The sequence below is a fragment of the Pseudomonas nitroreducens genome (genome assembly GCF_010994165.1).
Taxonomy (GTDB): domain Bacteria; phylum Pseudomonadota; class Gammaproteobacteria; order Pseudomonadales; family Pseudomonadaceae; genus Pseudomonas; species Pseudomonas nitroreducens.
This window is the reverse complement of the sequence record NZ_WMBX01000001.1, coordinates 520,201-540,576: the sequence shown is the minus strand read 5'-3', so window position 1 is coordinate 540,576 and position 20,376 is coordinate 520,201. Positions and strand designations below refer to the sequence as shown.

Sequence of the window (20,376 nt, the reverse complement as noted above, 5' to 3'; positions counted from 1 at the left end):
ATCGCTTGTTTGCTTCGCTGGCGGCGCCCGCAGTGCAGGTACCGCCAGCTATTCGAATCGACTTACTCGGCGGCCTTCTGCTGCTCGCGCAGGCGGATGTTCAGCTCGCGCAGAGCCTTGGCATCCACGGTGCCCGGAGCCTGGGTCATGACGTCGCCGGCGCTCTGGGTTTTCGGGAAGGCGATGACTTCGCGGATCGAGGCCGCGCCGGTCATCAGCATCACCAGACGGTCCAGGCCGAAGGCCAGGCCACCGTGCGGCGGTGCGCCGTACTTCAGGGCGTCCAGCAGGAAGCCGAACTTCTCTTCCTGCTCCGCATCGTCGATGCCCAGCACGCGGAAGACCGCCTGCTGCATGGCCTTGTCGTGGATACGGATGGAACCGCCGCCCAGCTCGGTGCCGTTGAGTACCATGTCGTAGGCACGGGACAGCTTGCCGGCCGGGCTGGCCTCCAGCTCTTCCGGGGTGCACTTGGGCGCGGTGAACGGGTGGTGCAGCGAGGTCAGGCTGCCGTCGTCGTTCTCTTCGAACATCGGGAAGTCCACGACCCACATCGGCGCCCACTCCTTGGTGAGCAGGTTGAGGTCATGGCCGACCTTGATGCGCAGCGCGCCCAGGGCGTCGCAGACGATCTTGGCCTTGTCCGCGCCGAAGAACACGATGTCGCCATCGACCGCACCGACGCGATCGAGGATCTCGTTCAGGTTCGGCTCGGCGATGTTCTTCACGATCGGCGACTGCAGGCCTTCCACGCCCTTGGCGCGCTCGTTGACCTTGATATAGGCCAGGCCCTTGGCGCCGTAGATGCCGACGAACTTGGTGTAGTCGTCGATCTGCTTGCGCGGCATGCTCGCACCGCCCGGAACGCGCAGGGCGGCAACACGGCCCTTCGGATCGTTGGCCGGGCCGGAGAAGACCTTGAACTCGACGTCCTTCAGTTGATCGGCGACGTCGACCAGTTCCAGCGGGATACGCAGGTCAGGCTTGTCCGAACCGTAGCGGCGCATGGCCTCTTCGAACGGCATGTGCGGGAATTCGTCGAACTCGACGTTCAGCACTTCCTTGAACAGCTGGCGCACCATCTTCTCGGTGATCTCGATGATGTCGCTTTCTTCGAGGAAGCTGGTCTCGATGTCGATCTGGGTGAATTCCGGCTGGCGGTCGGCACGCAGATCTTCGTCGCGGAAGCACTTGGCGATCTGGTAGTAACGGTCGAAGCCGGCCACCATCAGCAGCTGCTTGAACAGCTGGGGCGACTGCGGCAGGGCGAAGAAGTGGCCCGGATAGGTGCGGCTCGGCACCAGGTAGTCACGCGCGCCTTCCGGCGTCGGGCGACCGAGGATCGGGGTTTCCACGTCGAGGAAGCCGTTCTCGTCCAGGTAGCGGCGGATGCTGCTGGTGATGCGCGCGCGCAGCTTCAGCTTGGCGGCCATCTCCGGACGACGCAGGTCGATGAAGCGGTAGCGCAGGCGGGTTTCCTCGCCCACGTCGGAGTACTCGTCCAGCGGGAACGGCGGGGTCTCGGCCTGGTTCAGTACTTCCAGCTCGTGGCCCAGCACTTCGATGGCGCCCGAAGCCATGTTCGAGTTGCGCGCGCCTTCCGGGCGCAGGCGCACCTTGCCGGTGATCTTCACCACGTACTCGCTGCGCACGCGGTCGGCCTTGGCGAAAGTCTCGACGCGATCCGGGTCGAACACCACCTGGGCCAGACCTTCACGATCACGCACGTCGAGGAAGATCACCCCGCCGTGGTCGCGGCGACGGTGTACCCAACCGCAAAGAGTGACTACCTGGCCGTCCAGGCTCTCGTTCAACTGGCCGCAATAGTGGCTGCGCATCATGGTGTGTTTCGCTTCTCGAAAGTCTTGAATTCTAGGGAACCGCTCATTCGCTGGCGGAGCAGGCGCCGGCACCGCAACCGGTGGCCGGACAGGCCGCTGGGGCATCGCCGGAGGCCAGGTTCTTCTTCGCTCCGGTCTTGAAGTCGGTCTCGTACCAACCGCTGCCGCCCAGGCGGAAGCCCGGAGCCGACAACATCTTCTTCAATTCGGGAGCCTTGCAGGCCGGACAATCGACCAACGGCGCATCGCTGATCTTCTGCAGCGATTCCAGCTGATGCGCGCAGGACTGGCACTGGTACTCGTAAATCGGCATGGAACACCTTGGCTGTGTAACGCCACGGGTCCGCGTCCCGCGGCAAAGAGGCCGATTATAGCCTGAAAAATCCGCAGGTTGCAGCCGGGCTCCGGTGGCGGAAAAGCCTGCCGGGCGCACAGCCCTTTAATAGAAAACCTCAATCGATTGCCTTGATATAGACCAAGAGCTTCGCACCTACCCCGGTGATAGCCTCGAATCCAGCGTTTTAAATCATTCATGCTCGATGAGGAGATCGCCATGGACATCGATATCGGAATCGCCAAAGAAGATCGCGCCGCCATCGCCGACGGCCTGTCCCGCCTGCTGGCCGACACCTACACGCTGTACCTGAAGACCCACAACTTCCACTGGAACGTCACCGGGCCGATGTTCAACACCCTGCACCTGATGTTCGAAGGACAGTACAACGAACTGGCGCTGGCCGTGGACAGCATCGCCGAACGCATCCGCGCCCTCGGCTTCCCGGCGCCCGGCACTTACACCGCCTACGCCCGCCTGTCCTCCATCAAGGAAGAAGAAGGCGTACCGGACGCCCAGGAAATGATCCGCCTGCTGGTGCAGGGCCAGGAAGCCGTGGTACGCACCGCCCGCAGCATCTTCCCGCAGGCCGACAAGGTGGCGGACGAGCCCACCGCCGACCTGCTGACCCAGCGCATGCAGGTGCACGAAAAGACTGCCTGGATGCTACGTAGCCTGCTCGCCGAATAACCCCTTCCCTTTATAGGCAGCCGGCCAGAAAGCCGGCTGCCTCCCCTACGAATGGCCTAAGCGGTTGATTTGAGAAGGCAACTGGATTGCGGTTAAATACCCGCCGTGCGTTTCTCGCATAGGCCGCCCGGCACGCTTTCATTTTTCCTTTCTGGCGTCGCACCCGGGGCTGGCTGCTTCTTTATCTCGTTACCCGCTCAAGGTGAATCCGTAGCCATGTTGAAGATCGTCCATCTCGTGACGGGCGTCGCCGCACTCTTGCTGTCCTCGATCCCGAGTCTGCGTAGTGATGCCCTGCCCTACCTGCAACAGAGCGATGCCATCTACCTGGCCCTGCTCGGTCTGACCAGCCTCCTGCTCGCCCCGAGCAGCCAACTGAAACACCCCTCCGCCCTGCAGAGCCTCGCCACCGCCCTGGTCGTGCTGGCCGTGGTCCTGCAGATCCTGATCCTGCTCGCGCCGCTACCCTTCATCGGCGACCAGCCGGCCATCGTGCTGCCGCTGCTGAGCCTGGCCGGCGCCGTCGTCCTGCAATGGATCGCCAGCCTCAACAAACCGAGCGCCAGCGCCGCCATCGAAACCTTCGCCGGTGTCGATCGCGAAACCGGCACGGTGAAGTGGTTCAACACCTCCAAGGGCTTCGGCTTCATCTCCCGCGACTCGGGCGAAGACATCTTCGTCCACTTCCGCGCCATCCGCGGCGAGGGCCACCGCATCCTGATCGAAGGGCAGCGGGTGGAGTTCTCCGTTGTCCAGCGTGACAAGGGGTTGCAGGCGGAGGATGTGATTGCTGCGCTGCCTAATCGGCGCTGAGTGTTACGCCCATGAAAAAGCCTACCGATTGGCGGGCTTTTTATTGCGGCCTCAATGAAAAAATGGGGAATTTATTTTCCGCACTCTAATTCTGTCTCCGCGTCCAGTTTTAGAGTAGAAAAAAATTCGTTCCCTTTTCGATTTCTTGATACAACTATTCAGAGAATAGATATTTCTCTCGAACCTGCCTCATGCAGTCAATCACACTCTCCAACCGCTCGCCCTCAAGACCAATCGCTGCCAAATCGTCAGCGCAGCAATTATCATACGCTCTAGCCAAAACCTCCTGCAGGTCTTCTGCATAAGGACTTTCTCTAGAAAGCTCCAATCCATAGCGCATTCCCTCCTTAAAAATTGCTGTCTGCAATACCGCAAAAAACCCTACATCATCAGTCGTACAAAGAGAGCCCGCTTCATCCTGGACATATGCAAAGGCTTGCTCTGGCCGAAGGTCAATCTGAGATATCGCCTTTTCATAAAGTCGAGAAACTACTGAGCATATCTCCTCCACGGTTAAGTCGAATGACATCTTCATTTCTCCATGGTAAAGATATTTAACTGAATATCACAAGTAAAAAAGGGGACAGATTTATTTCCCGCACTCTAAACCTAACTCCGCGCCTAGTTTTAGAGTAGAAAATAAATCTGTCCCCTTTTCGAATTAGAGTAGAAAAATAAATCCGTTCACTTTGCGGTATTTTCAACTCATCAACTCTTTAGTTTTCCAGAAAAACTTTCCAATATCTCTCTCACTGGAGGAGAGGCTTCATTCAGTAAGAAAGAAACCCTGAGCAACAACTCTTCTTGGTCACGCCTCCCCAATTTTGATAGATCCAACAGCCTTAGTGCATCAATGCAAGAAACAAGCAAATCTTCATCACTTGTATTTATAATGTGTAAGATTACTTCAAGCTCATATGCAACATGCAAATCACCCAGGCATTCCACAAGCCTTTTTTTCCAGAAAACATCCTTATTTTTTAACTCCTTTAAGAGCCGCGCCCAGTCGCCCTTATCAAACCTTCTCAAAATATCAGAAGCTTCTAAAATAGCACAATCATACCAATAATCACCGGGGTCTCGTTCCAGAGCAAAGTCAAATATGCAACTGTCAAAATTATTATACATACTTTAAATCCACCTTAATTTATAGGGACGAAGCCAGGTGTAGGCTTCCCTCCAACAGGATACCCTGCCGTGATCTCATTCCCGTTTCTTATTACATCAATTTCCACACCATTAACGGTTCCCCGATAAAGCGTTTCACCGGTAGAAACTCTTTGACCAATAGGCTGAGTATTGCCTATTTTGTTTATAGACTCAATAATGCTTTGATCTGTCCAGCTTTCAGGGAACAAGGTGCTGGTTTTTATTTTCGATAAGTTTCCATCCTCGAACTGAGTCGTAAATCTTACCACTCTGGCTCCATCAGGATTCATGCTAATTGTTTCGACGGCATAATTTGGATTGGCATCGCCTATGCTCGGGGAGTGCCCTCCAATTAACTTATTTGTATTTTCAACCCTTTGCCCAGACAATATTTTTAGCTCCATCTCTGGGGTCAACTTAAACTCTGGAGCAATTGAAGTTCCTGCTGCTCCCTTGGCACCCCCACTGCTTCCCGCCAGGCCTCCATCAATGGCCAAGCCTATCTCAATTCCAGTTGCCGTGGAGCTGGCTTAACCAAAAAGGGGACAGATTTATTTTCTGCACTCTAATTCTGACTCGCCAGCCAGTTTTAGAGTGGAAAAATAAATCTGTCCCTTTTTTCCATTTTCTTGTAAGGCGGGATCGGTGCAGGTATCAGCCACCACGAGATTTAAAGTAATTAACCGCAACAACAACCCCAAGAAATAACGCCATCACCCCCCACCTCTCAATGCATTTTTTGCAGCAGAAACCATAACACTTAAAAAATCGAATTCCTGCCCTCTAAAATACAGGACAAATGCTATTGAAATGGCCGACGCCAGAAAAATCGCTCCTCCACATATTAGAAACCATTTAACAACCAGAACAGTCAGTTTAATAATTTTTGCACTAGTCATTTCTTACTCGCACCGCTACTGACGGCATCACTAACAATTTCAGAGGATATTGCACCACCAATGGTTTCCGCATGCTCTCTAACAGTTGCAGACACCTCCGACGCTATACCATTCCCCAGAGCTTTCCCAGCTGCGCTGCCTCCCACAGCCCCCACTCCCGCCCCAATGACTGCGGGAAGAGGGTCGGCACCCTTCACTTGGCTTCCTATGTAGGCGCCTCCCATGTTTGTGGCGACAGAGGCAGGAATAGATTTACCTTGAGTAAATACTCCGACTAAAGCAGCCACCGTAAGGTCGGGGAAGCTGAATTGAGTCGGGTCTTTTGTCAGTTGGTAACTTGCGTTTGCACCGCCTCCAATAGCCCCTCCAGCAAGCGCCCCACGAATCCCAACCGCAATGCCTCCTTCAAGTGCAAAAGGTGCTGCAGACACCACGACACCCCAAGCTTGAAGATAATCCCCAATAATATTCGGCCCTACATATCCTACATTTCCATCAACAGCTATCGCTGCTTCTCGAACCTGTTCCGGTGTAGCACCAAGAAAAAGGGGACAGATTTATTTTCGACACTCTAATCCTGACTCCGCGTCCAGCTTTAGAGTAGAAAAATAAATCTGCCCCCCTTTTTCGCAAATAGCTCTTTCATACCAACTCTCATTCTGGATGGAAGTTAGTAACCCGGTGCATTTCTAGAATACTTCATGCCTGAGCAGCTTAAAGCATGCACCCTTCTTGATTGCCTCCTCTACGTCAGATGAACGTGCTGTGGCGTTTATATAGAGCAGAACAGGGTAGTCAGGAAAACTTTGCTCCACTGGCTCATCATCAAAAGGGTCAAGATTAGCCTTCAGAATAAAATTCTCCGAGTCATTACCACCAAACATGTAGTAAATCCCTCCTTGATAAGTGCTATTTCTTTCATCAAGAGATACTCCAAAAACCCCCTCTATATGCTCTCTTGCCAGCAGAAGGCTGAGGGTTTTCGCTCCGTACAAGTCATATGCAATCATTTTGGAAGTACCAAGCTCGGCGCGCGGCTGGCAGCCGTTGCCGCGGAGTCATAAATCATAAAATTAACCTCACGTCCTGCCTGTGCGCTTAGCTTGCTAGCTAGGTCTTTTAATCCAAGTGCTTGCAAATCTCTTGCACTCAGAGGACCGGTGCGAGTACCGCCGCTTCTTAAGCCTATTCCTAACGACTGCGCACGCTGAAGGAGAAAAAGGGGACTGAGAAAAAGGGGACAGATTTATTTTCGACACTCTAATCCTGACTCCGCGTCCAGCTTTAGAGTAGAAAAATAAATCTGTCCCCTTTTCGGTCCGACAACTTTTCAGTCTCTTTCTACTCCGCCCTTCCTTTTATTACAACGCGCGCACTCTAATCTTTTCTCTGCCATCGTACTCTGCGAAGTGCCCAAGGTTAAGCTTCAACTCGCCGTCCTCTATACTGGCGCCAAAAACGTACCTATACCCCGGTGCCTGCCAAAAAATCTCATCAACATGCTTCATTCCAAACTCAGGATCGCAAGCGATACATGACTCGGAGGATGAGAAAAAAAACACTAAAGCACAATCATCACGAAAGACCGTCTGCGACACGGAATTATATATATCTTCAATTAAAAAACACTTACTTGGAATTTTATCCCAATCCAATCCAGCCCCACTCACAGACCATGGTAATGACTCGAGAAATCTAGATATCTCATGTGTAAAAATAGCGGGCATTAGATTTGCAATCCCGCTATTTAGCAAATTTCTTATTACCGCCGACTCTAAGTACATTCTTTATCTCTTCGGAAAATGTTGAAGAATATCCTGAAAGCTGTCTAAGCTCCCTCCCTCAATTTTGCTTGCTCCGTACGTCCACTCACTTCGCTTGGAGCCTCCGCTTCTGTCCCACCAATTTACATGAAATCCTTTATCTTGATCAAAGTCCAGACGCCATCCACGAAGCCCATCTGGGCTCATACGGCCTGTCACCTGTCCTTTGAGAGGGCCTATCTCTTGAATGAAATCGACAGCATTCTCCCCGATTCCTGACTGTTGCCGAGCATAGTCTCTTGCCTCATTCATGCTTTTAAAGCTCGAAATATTCTCAACGCCCTTTACTATTTTTTGCGAACTTTTAATCCCAACACTATTGCGGCCAGCTAAAAGAGCCATAGCCGCCGTCGTTCCAAGCTCCGTAAGAACAAACGCCTTCTGTTTGGGATCAAGCTGTCTTCCAGCAGCTTGATCGACCCAAGACGTTGAAGCATTCCAACGATCTAGGTCCGCTGTTTCCTCTGGCGTCAGCCATCCTTCTCGAAGGTTCTTCGCAAAGGCCAGTTGCTTATCCAGCGCAAAGGTGTCACCCCAGCCATCGGGGTTGGGCGTCGGCCAAGTGACAGCATCGGGGTTGCCGTTCAGGAGCCCTGGTACATCATAAGTCGTCTGCCTCAGCAGGCTGAGAAGCTCTTGGGAAACTGGATCGCTCATACTGATTGAGCTATTGACGATGCCATCCACGCAAACACGGGATTCGCAACCGTTTATGGCATTTGAGCGTTCCGCCGAGATTTCCTCGTATTTGCTCAATATTCCTTTGATCTGTTCGCCCGAGCAGTTGCCCTTCGCTTTGCACGCTTTGATCTCGCCAAGCAGTGCTTCCGCCGAGGCATGCTCAAGGCTGTTGTAGACAGTAGCTTGCTGTGCCACCCAGGCAGCTTTCTCCTGGGCTTTCTGATCTCCTCCTGCGGCGGCAGCGACTGTCATACCGATCAGTTGCGAAGTCATGGCCAATACATGGTCGTGAGCCTCTCCGGGGAACATTTCAGTACCGAATGCCGTAATCACCGCCTCGTTGGCTCCCGCCGCCAATGCAGCAGTTCGGAAATCACCGCCAGCGGCTTCAGCAATCAGCCCGCCGACAATGGCGTGGACGGCCACCTTGGTCGGTATACCTGTACCCACCAGGGCATTGCCCACGCCGTTGTAGATGTAGCCCGATACCGCATCGGCGATCATGTCGATGGCGGCTTGGCCAAGGTTGTCCTTGAAACTCCCCCCCTGCAAAACGGTCTTCATGGCGGAGTTCACGGCCAGTTGCAGACCAAGGCCCGAAGCGCCTGAGACACCAGCAGCACCAACCGCGCCTCCGATGCCTGCCGCGGCGTAGCCCTTCAGGCTGTCGCTGGAGGAAACGTCCTTGGCAATTTCGCCCAAGTCGCCGCGATTGTTGATGGTACTGATAGCGGTGTTGGAGGCCACTGCGGCCACCACGGAGTTCGCTGCTACACCGGTGGCACTGGTGGAGGCAACACCCATCGCGGCGCTGCCGACAGAAAAAGGGGACAGATTTATTTTCGACACTCTAATCCTGACTCCGCGTCCAGCTTTAGAGTAGAAAAATAAATCTGTCCCCTTTTCGCTCCACAGCCATTTCCCCCGCGACGCCACGCTGTACCTGAAAGCAGATGCGCCCGCCGATGCGTTGTATGACGCGGCGGAGCATCGATTGAAGTCAGTGATCGAATTGCTCTCGACGCTGCGCCTGGGTGACTCGGAGCAGAATCCGTTTTGCCAGGTTAGCGGGGCGCTGTTGTTGCTGATCTCCGATGCACAGTCGTTGTACCAAGCTGATCACGAACAGAAACGAGGGCGCTGATAGAGCAAATGAGAAACCCCAGCTCATAAACTGGGGTTTTTAGCTTCTACCTCAGGAAAGGCCCGGCGAATGTGATCCGTAAGATCAATGATATCTTCATAAGCAACAGGCCCAAACTCTGGTTCATATTTAGCCATATATTGCTTAGGCGCCAAACCCAGCTCACGAGCGCGATCCCGCACCTCCCACAAACGGCTTGGCCCTATGGTCCAATTTGTACCAGGAAGACCATCGCGCTTGTGCTCATCAAGAATCCACCTAACTCTTCCTTCATAGTTCTCTACTGCGGACTTTAGGCGAGAGATTATAGATCGATCCTCTCGCTTAAAACGAAACGAAACGCTGGGCGGGTGTTCAATCTGAGCTCGAAGTATCCATTGATCACCTTGTCTAGCGACATATTCACTTGCTGCCCCCTTGCGCCACTCAGTGGCACACAGCTCTTCAATAAAATCCAGGAGTGGACGACATTCATTCTTAGGGACGGGAATAATCATCTGAGCCCTCTTGTTTTATCAGAGATAATTACTCCATCTGGATTTATCCCCTTTATGTGCTGTTCCCAATCACCTTTAGGGATTGGACTTGAAGAAACACGCGGATCATAGACATATCGACCATCTGTATAAACTTGGTGATACCATTGATCAGGAACAGTACTGCCGTTCTCATAAACATTCAGCTGGTACTGCTTTACAGGAGTAACTTCAATAATCTTCCCCTTTCCGCCTGCTGCCTCAAGTAACTTGTCGGCAACTTGTGAGCAATCCGTTCTGTCACATGCTGTCATGCTTTTAATTTGCGGACTTTCCATTGCATCCACAACAGCCTTGTTCGGCGGGAACTCTGGGTTCACTGGGCGGAACGGGCGCTCCATTCCAGGCGGAATGAACTCATCGGCCACTTTTCCGGCGGTTCCAGTCCCTTTTGCTGCTGCCTGTGCCGCCGCCGACTCTGCCAGCTTAGCCTCAATCTTGCCAACAATCGCTTCACCAAATTCCTTCGCCACCCTACCAATCGCTGCCCCGCTCCCCTTAGCGCCCGGTAAGAGAGTCTCTTCTACTGCCGTGAAGCGAACGATACCGTCGCCCACCGCCAGCCCCAGGGCAGTGCGGATGTCGTTTTGCAATTCCTCCTGGCCTTTGTAACCGGCGATTTCTCCGTTGTGGTTGGTGGCCTGGCCCTGGCCGTATTGCGCAACGGCTCGACTCAGGTTGGCCCATGCAGCGCTGGCCTGATTCCCCTGATAGGGCTGGTTAAACAGGTTGCTGTCGGCAAATTGTTCCGCCGTGGCCTGGAAGGCGTACACCGGCTGACCGTGGGCGATGATCGGTTCTCCATTGGCCCAGCGTAACGGCTCGCTGCCCATGCCCATCGTCGAGACAGTGTTAAGGGCAATCTCACTGATGTGGTTGAAGTTGGTCCTCAGGCTGCTGTCTGGATTGAGACCATCCAGCTGTTTGAGCAGGCTCAGGTATTGCGCACCCTGGGCCCTGTCCACGGCCGTGCCGGCGCTCAGGGTGAGCATGTCTTCCCAGGTCAGGCTGCCGAGGTCGATCTTGCCGTACTGGGCTTCCAGTTCCTTGGCCTTTTCGCGGATCTGCCGTTGCTCTTCCGGGTGGAGCTGGCGATTGTAGGCGGTGGCGTTCTTTGCAATCTCCGCGCCCTTGTTCACATCGCCATTCACCGCTGCGGCAGCCAGCACCCCCACGATCTGCGACTCCATCAGCTCGAACTTCGGATCGCCCTTGGCCCAACCCTTCAGCACATTGGCCATGGCTTCGTTGACGCCAGCCGCCATGGCACCGGTCTTGAAGTCGCTGCCGGTCGCCTCCGCCAACAACCCTCCCATCAGGGCATGAGCAATGATTTTCTGTGGGCCGCCATCCGCATAGATAGTGCCGCCGTACGCTCCCGCCCCCCAATCACCGACAGCATTGAAGCCAGCGGCCATCGCCAGGTTGCCTGCCTGGTTGCCAAACGCATTCCCCAGATTTTCGGCAAAGCTGCCGCCATAGGCTGCTTGTTGCATGACTGCTTGGGACAAGGCCTGGGCGCTGTTGTATTGCGCGAAGGCAGCGATACCTTTCTCGCCACCCCAGGTGCTGAGGTCGAACCCTTTGGTGACTTGATTCGCGGTATCGGTGGAGACGTTGAAGTAGCTGTCCAGCTTCGGCGAGATGACGTATTCGCCAACACCAGCCATCGCATAGCTCTTGAGAGCGTCAGACGTGGTGGCATATTTGAGACCCTGACCGATGTCGCCACCGTTGTTGATGGTGCCAACCGCGAGGTTGCTAGCCATGGCGCCATACAGCGGCCCCAAGAAGTACGAGGCAACAATGGCGATGATGAGCTGTGGCCCAGCCCCTAACCCAGAGTTGCTGTAGCTGTAGGAGTTGTGGATTTCCCTCACTGCGCGCCAGTCCACATCCCCCCTCGCGTCGGCGTCCTTAAGCCAAGCCAGGCTTGGATCGGCCTTAGCCATCGCATCAATAGCCTGGCTGACCGACTGTTTATCGATGTGCTTGTAATCGATATTCAGCCCATCCACAGCCTTAATGGCGATGTCACCCTGAGCGATCATCTGCGTCTGGCGAACGGTTTCGTCCGTGCTGCCTTTGCCCTTCGAGCTGTTCCAGCTGAAGCTGTTGTTGGTCTTCTCGTGGGCTTCCTGGTGCAAGTCCTTCGCGGCTTCGAAGGTGACTGCGCCGCCACTGATAATCGCGATGTCGTTGCCGCTCTCCAGCTTGGCAGCCTGGTATTTCTGGTCGCCGCCGCTGAGCAGGGTAATGTCGGAGCCGGCCGTGATTTCGCTGCTGACGGCTTTGACGTCGGTGACTTCGTCGTGGCGGGTCTGCTTCTTGCCGAAGCTGCCTTTGTCCTTCTTGTCATACAGCGAGTAGTCGCTGTCGTTGGCGGCGAGGACTTCGATCTTGTCGCCTGCGACCAGATAGGCCTCGTTGCCGGCGCCGATCTTGCTGCTGACCAGGGTGATGTTCTCGCCCGCGCTGATCAGCACATCGCCATCGGCGTTCAGTTCGGTGGAGCGCTGGTCGACATGGTCTTCCTGGCGGGTGACCTTCTTGGTCTTGTCGTAGCTGTGTTGCTCGTCTGCGGCTGAGGCGAGAGTAACGTCACGACCTGCACTGAGTGCTGCATCGCGTGCCGCTTCAAGGCGGGTGGCTACCGCATTGAGGTCTCGTCCAGCGCTGATATCGAGATCACGCCCGCTGCTGACGTCCCCCATGAGCTGGGTGGTGGTCTGGTTGTAGTTGCGGCCGTTGGTGCGGCCATTCTCCAACTCGACGCTGGTGAGGTTGACGTCTCGGCCGGCCTGCATGGAGAGGTCGCGACCGCTGGTGATGCTGCCGCCAAGGTTGTTGATGTCGCGGCCCGCGCTGATATCCAGATTGCTCGCCGCCTCGATACGCGCTGCGCTGTCGGCGAAGCTCTCGGTCCAGGTGCGATTGCCGCGACTGCCGTCGTGGACGGTGACGCTGCGCTCGTTGATCACATCGCCGGTTAGCGCGGCAAGGCTGACATCGCGGCCGGCGATGACGCCGCCCTGGGTATTCCTGATGCTGTCCAGCGCGAGGAGGTCGAGCCGGCCGCTGGACTCGATCAGGCCACTGTTATTGATGTTGGCTGCAGTAGCGGCAAGATCGCCACTGGCACGCAAGGTGCCCTGGTTGGTGAGGTCACCACCTGCGATCAACGAAACATCATTGCCCATGATCAGCGCGCCGTTGGCGGCGAGGCGATTATCGGCCTGGGCCAGGTACACCACTGGCACCAGAACCTTCTGCCCATTAACCGTGGCTTCTTCGAGCCAGACGATGTCATGGGTCAGCGCGGCGACCTGCTCGGCAGTGAGCGCCACGCCCAGGCTCAGGTTGAGGCTGTCCTTGTAGGCAATGGCATTGTCCATCAGGTACTTGAACAGGGCTTCGTCGCTAGTCATGCCATCGATGTAGCGCTGGCCAGTGCGGGCCACCACGGCGTCACGGATCAATCTCTGTTCGTAGAGGCCATCGCCCAGGCGCTTCTGAGCCTGATCAGCGTCGTAGCCGAGCAGGCCAAGCAGATAGTCGGAACTCAAGAAGCTCTTGAGACTGGTGAGATCCGGGTTGGTCTCGATCAGGTACTTGTGGCTGTTGTTTGGAGTGGCGCTGCTTGGCACACCCTGAACTCGGGCCACCGTGAAGCTGCCCTCCCCCGTTGGTCCCTGCGCCCCGTTACCGGTGCCTAGCGCGATATCGTCCGCCTGTGTCACAGCACCATTCAGCGCGCGTTCACGCTGATTCGGGCCAATGCTTTGGCCGGTAAAGGTAAAGCCGCCCGCTCCGGCCACTGCTTGCGCAGCTCCCTGATTACCTTCGTCACCGCTCAGGCGGAACAGACCATTACTGCCAGTGGGGAGGGTGAAGCCAGGCAACGTAATCGGGTTGACCTGCTGCTGTGCCAGGTCCGGCGGGAGCTGGGAGCTCAGTTGGACGACGGTTGCGGTATTCCTGCCGACACCCGTGTCCCCTACTCGCGAACTGCCGCCCTGAAGAGGAACGCCCTCCTGGATGACGCTGTTGGTCAGGTTCTTGGTGGCATTGATGGTGACATTGCCGCCTGCCTGGACGACGGCATTGATGAAGGAACTGGTTCCTGTCTGGACGATGAGTTCGTCGAAGAAATTAGCGTTTTTAACTATCGCCGGAGCATCGACCAAGGCGCCCGGTTGGTAATGAGGAAGCTGGAACTCGAAGTCGTAAGTTTCCGTCCGGATTGAGCCAAACTGAGCATAACGAGGCCCCTCTCGCCCTCCCCGTTTGAGGAATACGGTTGGCAAAGACTCATCCCAATTTGCATTCCAGAAATGCAAGCTGGGCATGTACTCATCCGAGGTCATATGGATGCCGAATTGGTAATCCGGATCATTGGCCGCGTTATAGTTCATGACTTGTGTCCAGAAGCTCTGTGCTCCTGAAAACTCGTTCGTATACGGGATCGTGAAGGACTTACGAACGGAGTAGTCGCCGATTGCCATACCTTCGTTGCGGAAGTTTTGAACCTCTATGCCGATATTTCCGCCAGCACTGATCGTCGACGCACTGTTAATCAGCCCCCCCCCTACGACAGTGAGGTTAGCTCCAGCAAGAATATTGGAGCGAGGAGCACCCTGCTGAACCTCACCTTTGTATTTGAGTTCCCAGACAAGATGGCTAGCTGGAACGCGCCCCACAAAGTAGGTCTCCGGAGGGGAAGTGCAGTCGTAGCAGCGAACCCCTATCGCGGCAGATATCAACTCTCCAGCAGTTGTCTGAATACCGTCCGTGCGATTTTCGATTGTCTGCACCTGGAGCCTCATATCACCCAGACTCTCGACAGTCGCCGATATATTGTTCAAAGCGGTCGTCCAGCCCCCCGCGTCATTCGCCGCCAAGTCCAGATCGCCCAGGCTATAGATGTCCGCATAGCGGTTGGTCAGCGTGCCGCCCACGCGCAAGGCCATGTCATCGCCACTGAAAATCAATGCGCCTTGCGCCTGACCGTCGTTCAGCAGATCCCAGGTGCTGACCCGCAACTTGCCAGCGCTGCCGAGGGTCGCGTAGTTGTTGAGCGTCCCGGAGTTGACAGTAAGGTCGCCGGCGGCGGTCATGCGCCCCCGGTTGGTGAGCAGATTGGCGCCCAAGGTGACGTTCTGCCCTCCGGCAATACTGCCTCCGGCAGCCAGATCAATCTGGCCAGCGGACAGGGAGAGGCCGCCCAGGCTGGTCACTCTGCCTGCTCCGCCATATGTGCCGGTCAATTGGATGTCGAGGCTGCCATCACTGGCGAGCAAGCCATCGTTGCTCCAGTTGTTCCCGCGCCCGGTCAAGCCCCGGCTGGCAAGCAATTGCCCGCTGCCGGTCTGGCTGAACTGTCCGATATTGAGGTTGAGCCAACCCGCCTGAAGAACACTGCTGTTGGTCCAGCTGTCGGCTGTGATGTCCAGCCGACCGGTGGTGATAAAGCTGCCGCCAGCGCGGGTGATTTCATCCGCGTCGAGGCTGAACGCGCCGCTGCCCGCGTGGAAAACACGGCCACCCTCGTTGAAGAGATTGCTGGCAGAAAGGTTCAAATTTTCGTTGGCGGTTTCGACCACGCCGTTGCGGTTATACAACGACGACGCGGTTATCACGGTCGAACCGGTGGTGCCAAGTGCGCGAAGGCGACCATTCTGGTTATCGATGGTGTTTGCCGCGAGCAAGAGAACACCACTACTTTCAACCAGACCTCCCTGGTTGTTCAGCAGCCCGGTCAGCCCAAAGTCGATGGTGCGCGCTCCGATCTTGCCGCTCTGATTCTGCAACTGAGCACCGCTGACACTGAGCAGATTGGCGGCATACAGGCCACCGCCCTGGTTGTTCAGGTCAGTGGTGCTGATGAGGTTGTCGCCGCTGACGGCCGAGAGGTGGCCGGTGCGGTTGTCGATACCGCCGGTGGCGGTGATGTCGAGGCCCTTCGCCTGGGTGGTGCCGGCGTTGTTGCTGAAGGTGCCGGTGATCAGCTTGAGGCTACCGCCTGCAGCGTTGAGAACGCCGCCGTTGCTGTTGTCGAGGCTGGCGCTGTCCAGGTCGAGCTGGCCGCTCTGGCTGAAAATGTGGCCACTTTGGTTAGCAATCGCGCCGGTGGTCGTGAGGGTGGTGTCGCCCTGGCCCTGCAGGGTGCCGGCGCTGTTGTCGATGCGGCTGGCGCTGGCGTTGAGCTGGCCAGTCTTGGCGAAGATGAGGCCGTCCTGGCCGTTGAGCAGTTCGCCGGTGAGTGTCAGGGTCAGGTCGGTCTGCGCGGCCACGGTTCCGCCGGCGCTGTTGTCGAAGCTGCCGGCGAGAACCTTGAGCAAGCCCTGGCTGGCGAGCTGGCCGCCACGGTTCTGCAGGCTGCCGACATTCAGGTTGAGCGGGCCGCCGCTGGCGATCTTCGAGCCGGCGCCGTTGTTGAGCAGCGCGCCGAGCAGGCCGAGACGCAGGGCGCCCTGGCTGACCAGGCTGCCACCGCTGTTGTCGAGGCTGCTGGCGTCATAGTCGATGCTGGCGGCGCTGATCTGTCCACCACGGTTATCCACAGCCTTGGCGTTACCGGTCAGGCTGCCCTGGGTGCTGAGCAGGCCGGCGGCGCTGTTGTCCAGGTCGCCGTTGAGGGTCAGGCCGAGGTCGCCCTGGGTGGAAACGATGCCGCCGGCGTTGTTCAGACTGCCGGCGCCGAGGGTGAGTTTGCCTTTGCTGACCAGCGCGCCTTCGTTGTGGTTGTCGAGGGCGCCGCTGAGCGTCAGGGTCAGCGCGCCGTCGCGGCTCGACAGCGTGCCGCCGCTGCTGTTGTCCAGGCTGGCGGCGTTGACCACCAGGCCCTGCCAGCCGGAGAGCAGGCCCTGGTTGGCGTTGCGCAGGGTGTTGGCGTTCAGGTCGAGCTGGCCGGCACTGATGATGCGGCCCTGGTCGCGGCTGTCGAGGGTGCCGCTGGCGGTCAGGGCGAAGCCCTGGCTGGCGGAGATTTCTCCGCCGCGGTTGTCGAGGTTGCCCAGGCCGTTGATCGTCAGTAGGCCACCTGCGCTGAGCAGGCCGCCACGGTTGTCGAAGTCGCCGCGCTGGGCGCCGTTGCCCAGGTCGAGCGTGACCTTGCCTTCGCCGATCAGTGCCGCCTGCTGCTGGATGAGCTGGGCAACGATCAGGTGCAGATCGCCCTTGGCGGAGATTTCCCCGCCGCCGGTGGATTCGAGCTTGCCGCCGCGCAAGGTCAGCGCGGCCTGGCTGGTGATCAGGCCACCGGGTTTGCCAGTAGCGCTGGCGCCGTTGAGGACGTTGCCAGCGCCAAGGTCGAGGCCCTGGGCGCCGCTGATGACGCCGTCGCGGTTATCGAGGTCGGCCGTGGTGCCGTCGAGGCGCCCTTGAGCGAGCAGGCGACCGTCGCGATTGTCGGTGGTGCCGGTGGCCAGCAGCAGGTTGCCGCTGGCGGAAAGCAGGCCGCCCTGGTTGTTCAGGCTGGCGCTGCCGACATCGAGTTTGCCACCGGCGACCAGTGCGCCGTCGCCGTGGTTGTCCAGCGTCCCTTGGCTACGCACGAGCAGGTCAGCACGGCTGGCGAGGGTGCCGCCCTGGCTGTTGTCGAGGCTGGCGGCGTTGACGGTGAGGCCGTTGTTGCCAGACAGCACGCCGGCGCCGCTATTGTTGAGCGCGCCCGTGGTGAGGGTCAGGCGATCGCTGGAGATCAGCTTGCCACCCTGGTTGAGCAAGGCGCCGGTGGTCAGGGTGAAGGCGCGGTCGCTGGAGATTTCGCCGCCGCGGTTGTCGAGGCTGGCGACGTTGCGCAGGACCAGTTGGCCGGGGCTGCCGAGCAGGCCGCCGGCGTTGTTCAGGGCGCCGCCCTGCAGGTCGAGGTCGATGCCACCCTGGCCAATCAGTTGGCCGCCACCGTGCTGGTCGAGGCCAGTGACACGACCATCGATGACGCCGCGCGCGGACAGGCTGCCGCCCTGGCTGTTGTCCAATTGGGCGGTGGCGAGGTGGATGGCGGCGTCGGTGACGATGCGGCCCTTCTGGCTGTTGTCGAACCGGGCGCCTTGAAGACTGATGTCACCCGCCGCGCTGAGGATGCCGCCGGCGTTGTTCAGGTCGGCTCCGGAGAGGTCGATAGCCGCGTCGCTGAGCAGCTTGCCGCCCTGGTTGTTCAGGGTGCCGGCCAGGCGCGAGAACAGTTGGCCAGCGCTGGATACAGTGCCGGCGCGGTTGTCGAGGCTGCCGGCGTTGAGGGTCAAGGTGCCTTGGCTGAGCAGCGCGCCGTTGCCGCTGTTATCGAGGGCGCCGGCCAGTTGCAGCCAGAGATTCTTCTGGCTGTTGAGCAGGCCGCCCTGGCTGTTGTCCAGGCTCTGCCCGGTGACAGTCAGGCCGTCGCGGCCGGACAGGATGCCGGCGCTGTTGGCAATGCGTTGCACCTGCAGGTTGAGGCCGGCGTCGCCGATGACCTTGCCGGCTCCGTTTTCCAGGCTAGCGGTCTGCACGTCGACCTTGGCGCGGCTGGAGATTTCGCCGCCCTGGTTGAGCAGGTCGGTGCCCTTGAGGGTCACACCGTTGTTGGCGGCAATGAGGCCGCCGTTACGGTTGTCGAGCTGCCCGGCTTCGAGGTTCAGCGCACCCTGGGCGAGCAGTTCACCCCCCTGCTGGCTGAAGCGGTCGGCCTTGGCCTGCAGATTGCCCTTGGCGCTGACGCTGCCTTTATCGTTGTCCACCTGGCCGGCGGTCAGGTGCAGGGCCGCGCCGCTGTCGAGGGCGCCGCCCTGGCTGTTGTCCAGCTGGCCGACGTCGAGTTTCAGCTCGCCCAGGCTGCTGATCACGCCCAGCGCGCTGTTGTTCAGGCTGGCGCCGGAAAGAGTCACCCCGGCATCGCCGACCACCAGTCCTCCCCGGTTGTCGAGGGTACCGGCCTGCACACCGAGCGCGCCCTTGGCCGAAAGCAGGCCGTCGGCCTGGTTGTCGAGCTTCTGCTGGACGCGGGCTTGCAGGGTGCCATTGCTGACGAGGTTGCCCTTGCCGCTGTTGTCGAGGCTGTCGAGGGTGAAGTCCAGCGCTTGTTCGGCTTCGATCCGGCCGAGGCGGTTGTCCAGCGCGCCACCGCTGACTTGCAGGCGGTTGGCGACGGCCTGGCCGTTGCGGTTGTCCAGGCGCGCAGCGCTGAGCGCCAGTTGATTGCCGGCGAGCAGGCGCCCCTGACGGTTGTCCAGCGTCGCGGCGGTGATCCGGGTGTCGGCGCCCTTGAATGCGCCGCCCTGGTTGTCCAGCGTGCCGCTGGCGTTGGCTTCGAGGTTGCGGCTGGCCACCACGCTGCCGCTGTTGCGCAGGTTCTGCGCGGTGATCGCCACGTCGCCCTGGGCGTTGCGGCTGTTATCCGGGTTGACCCCGGCCTCGACGATGCCGCTGTTGCTGACCTGCGCGGCACTGAGCGCCACGCGCTGGCCGGCGGCCAGACTCTGGCTGTTGCTCAGTTGGCCGGTCGCGCTCAACTCGGCGACGCCGGCCGCATAGGTCTGGCCGTTGAGAGCGATGTCACTGGCCTTGGCGCGCAGGCTGCCGGCAGCACTGGTTTGCGCGAGGGACAACTGACCATTGGCATCGATCTGGATATCGCCACCGCTGGCGGCCATGTTGCCGGCCAGCTTCACGCCCACGCCCTGCTCGGTGCCCACCAGGCGAATGGCGCCGGCGTACATGCCACCCAATGCGGAGCTGTCGATGGCCAGCTGCGGCTTGGCGCTGCCGTCGTCGGTCTTGGCGGTGGCGGCCAAGCTTTCGGCGTCCACCTGGTTGCGCCCGGTCACCACCGCGAGCTGCTTGGCGTAAAGGTCGGCGTTGAGCTTGGCGCTGCGGGTAATGAGTTCGAACCTGTCGATATTGCTGGCATTCAGGCCGGCGCCTTCGATGGCGATCTCGCCGCCGTCGACGTCATAGCCGCGCAGGCGCTCGCCGTCCATCAACGGCTTGCCGGTGGTCAGGGTGGCGCGCGGGGTGTTGATGAAGCCGCAGCCGTTGCAAGTGATGCCGTGGGGATTTGCGACGATGACGTGGGCGGACTGACCGGCCACTTCGGTGTAGCCGCGCAATTGCGAGGGATTGGCCCCGGTGACTTCGTTGAGGATCTTCTGCGCCGCGCCGCCCTTGAGGTTCGGATTCCCAACAATGATTCCCCCCAGTTGGGTGGGCTGGGTCTTGCCGGTGGCGTTGTTGAGGATCAGGCCGTTCTGCCCGACGCCATAGTCGGTGAATTTATTGTGCGAGAGCCCCGCGCCGTTGGGCGTGGCGATGTTCACCACGGGCACGCCATTGCCCGCCGCGCCCAGGTGGGTATTGCCCCCCGCCGCCGCATCCACCGCCAGCTCGGCGGCAGCCGCGACGATGGGATTGAGGATCAGGATGCCGGCGAGGACGCTGGCGATGGCCTGGTACAACGGGTGGCGGATGTCCATATCAATCTCTCATTC

11 protein-coding genes are annotated in these 20,376 nt (G+C 58.4%); 2 read left to right on the top strand and 9 right to left on the bottom strand.

What is annotated here, in order from left to right; all coding sequences use genetic code 11:
- Positions 1 to 62: 62 nt before the first annotated feature.
- Both aspS and GJV37_RS02530 read right to left on the bottom strand, forming a co-directional pair.
- Positions 63 to 1,841 (bottom strand): aspartate--tRNA ligase, encoded by a 1,779-nt coding sequence (aspS, locus tag GJV37_RS02535; protein WP_169888810.1) that lies wholly within the window; start codon positions 1,839 to 1,841, stop codon positions 63 to 65.
- 43 nt (positions 1,842 to 1,884) lie between these two features.
- Positions 1,885 to 2,154: an FmdB family zinc ribbon protein gene (locus tag GJV37_RS02530; protein ID WP_017522110.1), complete on the bottom strand. Its 270-nt coding sequence runs from the start codon at positions 2,152 to 2,154 to the stop codon at positions 1,885 to 1,887.
- A gap of 240 nt (positions 2,155 to 2,394) precedes the next feature.
- Here GJV37_RS02530 and GJV37_RS02525 point away from each other — a divergent pair, with 240 nt between their 5' ends.
- Together GJV37_RS02525 and GJV37_RS29645 are read left to right on the top strand one after the other, a co-directional pair.
- Entirely contained in the window at positions 2,395 to 2,865 is a 471-nt protein-coding gene (locus GJV37_RS02525; protein ID WP_037010966.1) for a Dps family protein, read from the top strand.
- 216 nt (positions 2,866 to 3,081) lie between these two features.
- Positions 3,082 to 3,678: a cold-shock protein gene (locus GJV37_RS29645; protein ID WP_193452127.1), complete on the top strand. Its 597-nt coding sequence runs from the start codon at positions 3,082 to 3,084 to the stop codon at positions 3,676 to 3,678.
- Positions 3,679 to 3,832: 154 nt separating this feature from the next.
- Here GJV37_RS29645 and GJV37_RS02515 read toward each other — a convergent pair whose 3' ends face one another.
- The 7 genes from GJV37_RS02515 to GJV37_RS29470 all read right to left on the bottom strand — a co-directional run bounded on the left by GJV37_RS02515 (position 3,833) and on the right by GJV37_RS29470 (position 20,361).
- Positions 3,833 to 4,207, bottom strand: coding sequence for a hypothetical protein (locus tag GJV37_RS02515; protein ID WP_193452126.1), 375 nt, complete (start codon positions 4,205 to 4,207; stop codon positions 3,833 to 3,835).
- Between the two features lie 179 nt (positions 4,208 to 4,386).
- Positions 4,387 to 4,806: a hypothetical protein gene (locus GJV37_RS02510; protein ID WP_193452125.1), complete on the bottom strand. Its 420-nt coding sequence runs from the start codon at positions 4,804 to 4,806 to the stop codon at positions 4,387 to 4,389.
- A gap of 14 nt (positions 4,807 to 4,820) precedes the next feature.
- On the bottom strand, positions 4,821 to 5,324 hold the full coding sequence (locus tag GJV37_RS02505; RefSeq protein WP_223121854.1) for an EndoU domain-containing protein: 504 nt from the start codon (positions 5,322 to 5,324) through the stop codon (positions 4,821 to 4,823).
- A 1,091-nt stretch (positions 5,325 to 6,415) separates the two neighbouring features.
- On the bottom strand, positions 6,416 to 6,736 hold the full coding sequence (locus tag GJV37_RS02500; RefSeq protein ID WP_081753970.1) for a hypothetical protein: 321 nt from the start codon (positions 6,734 to 6,736) through the stop codon (positions 6,416 to 6,418).
- Positions 6,737 to 7,513: 777 nt separating this feature from the next.
- Positions 7,514 to 9,079, bottom strand: a complete 1,566-nt coding sequence (locus tag GJV37_RS02495; RefSeq protein WP_246228242.1) for a DUF637 domain-containing protein — start codon at positions 9,077 to 9,079, stop codon at positions 7,514 to 7,516.
- Positions 9,080 to 9,397: 318 nt separating this feature from the next.
- Positions 9,398 to 9,871 (bottom strand): hypothetical protein, encoded by a 474-nt coding sequence (locus GJV37_RS02490; RefSeq protein WP_170859313.1) that lies wholly within the window; start codon positions 9,869 to 9,871, stop codon positions 9,398 to 9,400.
- Complete coding sequence (locus GJV37_RS29470) at positions 9,868 to 20,361, bottom strand: two-partner secretion domain-containing protein (protein ID WP_246228241.1); 10,494 nt, start codon at positions 20,359 to 20,361, stop codon at positions 9,868 to 9,870. Before GJV37_RS29470 ends, GJV37_RS02490 begins: the two co-directional genes overlap by 4 nt.
- Positions 20,362 to 20,376: the final 15 nt, after the last annotated feature.